Raw genomic sequence first — 5,562 nt, 5'->3', positions numbered from 1 at the left:
TAAAACATTACTCAATTCCTCTATCTCAGACGCCACGTCATCCAAACAGTCTAACAATCTGGATATATCTACTATTATTTCTGGTCTTAAAGAAGCATTGAAGGTAGGCAGTGAGCGTGCGGTTGCGAGTGTCAGCCAACCGAACGGTTATCTAAAAAATGCCGATATCCGTATCCCACTCCCTCCTCAAATTGAAAAAGTGGGTATGGTAATGCGCCAGTTTGGAATGGAAGGTCTGGCAAATGAATTTGAGACCAGTATGAATAGAGCGGCTGAAAAAGCGGCACCACAAGCAACGACTATTCTAGTCAATGCTATAAAAGCCATGAGCATTGATGACGCGAAAAAAATATTGAATGGTGGTGACAACGCTGCAACACAATATTTCAAACAGCACACAGGGGAAGAACTACGAACATTATTCAAACCAACCATAGAGGAAAGTCTGGACCAAGTGGGCTCGACTAAGTACTACAATCAGCTCACCGATAAAGTTGCAGACGTACCTGTGGTAGGAAAAGAGATTAATATGGATTTACCTGATTATGTGACTGAACAGGCTCTTGATGGCTTGTTTACCATGTTGGCAGCTGAAGAGAAAAAGATCCGGGAAAACCCAACGGCTCGCACAACAGAATTGCTTAAAACTGTATTTCAATAATGAATCTTTCTCAATAGCTACTATTGAACGATTGAATGTAATAACATAGCGCTTACATAGAAAATAAAGGAAAAATTCATGGCTCAATCGCACAAGCTGAACCTCGCCAGTCAAGGCACTTCATTAAAAGCTTTGTTTAGTGGATACCTGATGGTGGTCGCTGTTGGCTATCTGATGGCTATCGTTCAGATTCAACTCACGCATGGCTTGGCGGATGGTAAATACGGTCTATCTGTTGATGATATTGTTATCAGCTATTATGGCAACCGAAATAACTCTTTATTGGAAAACAAACTAAGTGGCTCAATGAAGCCGATGGCGAGTGATGAAGATCGTGCTGCCATAGTTACATGGGTGCATCAGGGCGCCACTGAAGCCGCTTATGAAGGCACTGGTATTAAACAAATCTTTGAAGCCAATTGTATCCCATGTCACAACGCTGACTCAGGTATGCCTATCCCTGACTACACCGATTTTAAAAATATCAAAGAACGTGCTGTTGTAGACACCGGCGCCTCATTCCAGTCACTCGCTCGTGTCTCACATATTCACTTATTTGGTATTGCCTTTATCTTTATGTTTGTAGGTTTAATCTTCAGCTTGGCTTCAGGCGTACCTAAAGCACTTAAAGTCACCGCAATAGTGACACCTTATGTCTTCCTAATTGTTGACATTAGCTCATGGTGGCTGACAAAACTTAATCCAAACTTTGCATGGATGGTCATCATAGCCGGTGGCGCCATGGCGATGTCATTTGCCTTTATGTGGTGTGTATCGATGTATGAAATGTGGATTATGCCAAAACGCCACAGTGACGACCGTGATGCATTATTAGACGAATAAGTCATCACAAAACACTACTTAAAACTCAAGCCATTTACCCCTTTCGGGTAAATGGCTTTTTTATTTGTTTCTCTTCAGAATAATGGTTGGTCTATCGGGAAAGTCTTCCATTTCGTTATATAACGTATAGATTTATTTTCTGAAATATCGTAAAAACAGAATAAATCAGATCTAGAAAGGGTACCCCCAGTCGTGGATACATTATGGTTACTTTGCTCAGCTTGCCTTGTGTTTACTATGCAGGCCGGATTTCTCTGTTTGGAAAGTGGCTTGGTCCGCAGTAAAAACAGCATTAACGTCGCCGCAAAAAATATCACTGACTTTACTATATCTAGCGCCATCTTTTGGTTAATTGGCTTTGGCATTATGTTTGGGGATAGTGTTTCTGGCTTTTTTGGTTTAAGCCATTTTATGTTTGGGGATACCCCCACAGCTAATTCCACCACTTTCTTTATTTTTCAGATGATGTTCTGCGGCACTGCCGCCACCCTGGTTTCTGGTGCCGTAGCCGAACGCACCAGTTATATTGGTTATGTGATTATTACAGTGACTATCACCTTATGTATCTACCCTATTATCGGTCATTGGGCCTGGGCAGGTATTTTCACAGGCACTCCCACAGGCTGGCTTGAAATGCTGGGATTTGTTGATTTTGCTGGCTCAACAGTTGTGCACTCTGTCGGTGGCTGGGTAGCCTTAGCGGCTATTTTGATCATTGGGCCACGTATTGGACGCTATGATGTCGATAACCGACGTATCCCTGGCAGCAATCTGCCCATGGCCGTGTTAGGTGCGATGCTTATCTGGTTTGGGTGGTTTGGCTTTAATGGTGGCAGCACACTGGCCTGGTCAGATAATGTGCCCAGTATATTACTCAATACTTTAGTTGCCGCACTTTGGGGTGGTATCTCAACCACCCTTCTGAAATACATCTCCGACGGCTATGTTGATGTATTAATGATTATTAACGGCGTATTAGGCGGTTTAGTCTCTATTACAGCAAACTGTCATGCAGTGAGCAGTGACCAGGCGTTTTTAATTGGCATCATCGGCGGGATTATCGTTTTTTATGGTGACAAGCTGCTCGAGTGGAAAAAGATCGATGATGCTATCAGTGTTATTCCTGTGCATTTATTTGCTGGTATCTGGGGCACGGTTGCACTCGCATTACTGGGTGACCCTGCCAAAATTGGCACAGGGCTGAGTCGATTGGATCAGTTGGAAGTACAACTTTTAGGGATTGCCAGCATCGGTCTATACAGTTTTGTCATTGCCTATGTGGTGTTCAAAATAATCAATCACTTTTATCCACTGCGTGTTGATGCGAATGCAGAATTAATCGGGCTCAATGTGGCGGAGCACCGTGTCAGTACCGAAGTTTTTGACCTTCTTGCTGCCATGCATCACCAGCAACAAAAGTCTGATTTTTCATCTACTGTCCCCGTTGAGCCTTTCACTGAAGTGGGTCAAATTGCTCAACAATACAATCGCGTTATAGATAAGGTTAATCAAGAAATAAAACAACGCGATCAGGCATTCTCTGCTTATAAAGAGAGTGAGTTTCGAAAAGGTGCCATTTTGCAGGCAGCCATGGATTGTATTGTGACTGTCAACGAACGCGGAGAAATTATTGAGTTTAATCCAGCTGCTGAGCAGTGTTTTGGTATGTCCAAGCGCTCAGTGATGGGACAAAACTTTTTTGCTTTATTTATTACTGAACAGTCTCGTACTGCAGCGATGAATAATTTATCACAAGGCTTTGTCAGTGGTGATGGATTGGTGCTGAAACGACACAATATTGCTGAGTTAACACGAAGTGATGGCGAAGAGTTTCCTGCTGAAGTAGTCATCACACAAACTACAGACACAACACAGCCGCGTGTCGAATATACCTTGCATATCCGTGATATTACCCAGCAAATAAAGCTACAGAATCGCCTTAAACAACTGGCTTATAACGATCCGCTCACCGGGCTCTATAACCGTACTTATTTTATGAGCCATTTAAAGCAGCTACTGCAATATCATCAACAAACGCCCGGTTCGGTCGTGTTGATGTTTCTGGATTTAGATCAGTTCAAAAAAATTAATGACAATCTGGGTCATAAAGCCGGTGATGAACTGTTATGCGAAGTCGCTCATCGTCTCGGTAAAGTGACACGAGAACTTGATCTGGTTGGACGTTGGGGTGGTGATGAGTTTGTCATTGTCCTGTCTGGTGATATCACGCTCGAGAATGCCGAAAGCAAAGCCATGGATATTTTGAGTGTGATGCGGGCTCCAGTGACCTTGGCTCAACAAAATCTGGTCGTGCCTACCAGCATTGGTATTGCTATATCCGTAAACGGTCAGGTTCAAGCTGAACAGCTGTTACAGCACGCTGACATTGCTATGTACAAAGCCAAGCAGGCAGGACGCAACACCTATCGCGTTTTCCTTGAAGAAATGAGCGAAAAATCCCTGCAACATTTTCAACTTGAACATGCATTACCTGATGCTATCAAGAAAAATCAGTTATTTTTGGAATATCAACCAAAAGTGTCTTGTGAAACCAGTGAAGTAGTCGGTTTTGAAGCCTTATTACGCTGGAAACACCCGGATCATGGCTTAATCATGCCTGGTGACTTTATTCCGGTTATTGATGAATCCAATATGATCATAGATGTGGGGGAATGGGTCATTGAAAATGTCATCAAGCAGTTGTCAGCATGGCGTGATGCCGGTGCGACCCTATTACCCATCGCCATCAATATCTCAGGTCATCACCTGCACTCCAATACATTAAGCGCTTATGTTGAAAAACTGATGACGCAGTATGGCATCCGCGGCGACATGCTGGAATTTGAGATTACGGAAGGCGTTTTAACCGGCAACACAGAAGAAAGTATTGCGGCTTTGTCAGCGTTGAAAAAAACGCATATCCGCTTATCGATCGACGATTTTGGCACCGGCTATTCCTCACTCAGTTACCTGAAAAAATTTCCTGTGGATGTGCTGAAAATTGATCAGGCCTTCATTAGAGAGTGCAGTATCAATATTGAAGATGCCGCGATTTGCAAAGCGATTATTACATTAGCCAAAAGTCTTGGCCTGGAAGTCATCGCAGAAGGCGTTGAAAATCAGGAACAATTACAGTTCCTGAAACAACACCACTGCGATGTTTATCAGGGATATTATTTCAGCCGGCCTATAGCAGCAAAACACGTCATGACGTTATTAGAGCAAAACCTTTCTGTGACTTAAACCTGCTTAGCTGTTGGCCTTTTCCTCCAACAGCTCCCAGCGCTCGAAAGCTTCTGACATTTTTGCTTCTAATTCAGACAGTGCTTGTTGAACCTGGCTGACTTTGTCTGCCTCTTGCTGATAGAAATCTGGCTCCGACATCTTTGCTGTTAGAGTTTCTTGCTCCATTTCCAGCTTTTCAATAATGGCTGGCAACGCTTCAAGATCCAGTTTTTCTTGGTAAGTCAGTGTGGATTTCTTTGCGGGTTTATTCGCTGGCTTTTCAACTGCAGGTTTAGTTTCAACTTTTGGTTTGTTGTTTTGTGTTTCCGTGCGTTGTCTTAACCAGTCATCATAACCACCGACATATTCACGTAGTTCGCCGTCGGTATCAAACACAATACTGCTGGTGACCACATTATTAATAAAAGAACGATCATGGCTGACCAACAGTAAGGTACCAGAGTAGTTCAGCAACAAATCTTCCAGCAATTCCAATGTCTCAGCATCGAGATCATTAGTCGGTTCGTCCATCACCAGTAAGTTAGCAGGTTGGGTAAACAGTTTCGCTAGTAACAGCCGATTTCGTTCGCCGCCAGATAAGGCTTTGACCGGTGTTCTCGCTCGGTCAGGCGTAAACAGAAAGTCCTGCAGATAACCAATAATATGTTTACGGCTACCGTTAATTTCTACGTGATCACTACCCTGTCCCACGTTTTCAACCACCGATTCTTCTTCATCGAGTTGGCTGCGTAATTGATCAAAAAAAGCAATTTCCAGGTTGGTACCGAGTTTCACTGAACCGTGTTCAGGTTCGATTCTTTTCAACAAGATGG

The 5,562-nt window shown here is 43.3% G+C and carries 4 protein-coding genes; 3 read left to right on the top strand and 1 reads right to left on the bottom strand.

The window, feature by feature from the left end; genetic code table 11:
- The 3 genes from B4K20_RS00690 to amt form a co-directional block, all read left to right on the top strand.
- Positions 1–661, top strand: a 661-nt coding sequence (locus B4K20_RS00690) for a DUF4197 domain-containing protein (RefSeq protein WP_349678784.1), incomplete at its 5' end; no start/stop codon positions are given.
- 78 nt (positions 662–739) lie between these two features.
- Positions 740–1,504 (top strand): elongation factor-1 alpha, encoded by a 765-nt coding sequence (locus tag B4K20_RS00685; protein WP_286305446.1) that lies wholly within the window; start codon positions 740–742, stop codon positions 1,502–1,504.
- A 192-nt stretch (positions 1,505–1,696) separates the two neighbouring features.
- Positions 1,697–4,747, top strand: coding sequence for an ammonium transporter (gene amt, locus B4K20_RS00680; RefSeq protein ID WP_289281497.1), 3,051 nt, complete (start codon positions 1,697–1,699; stop codon positions 4,745–4,747).
- A gap of 6 nt (positions 4,748–4,753) precedes the next feature.
- Here the strand turns inward: amt and B4K20_RS00675 are convergent.
- Positions 4,754–5,562 (bottom strand): ATP-binding cassette domain-containing protein (locus B4K20_RS00675; protein ID WP_289281496.1); only part of this gene is annotated, 809 nt, incomplete at its 5' end.

The organism is Methylophaga sp. UBA5088, assembly GCF_002414625.1.
Taxonomy (GTDB): domain Bacteria; phylum Pseudomonadota; class Gammaproteobacteria; order Nitrosococcales; family Methylophagaceae; genus Methylophaga; species Methylophaga marina.
This window is presented reverse-complemented; position numbering and strand designations above follow the sequence as displayed.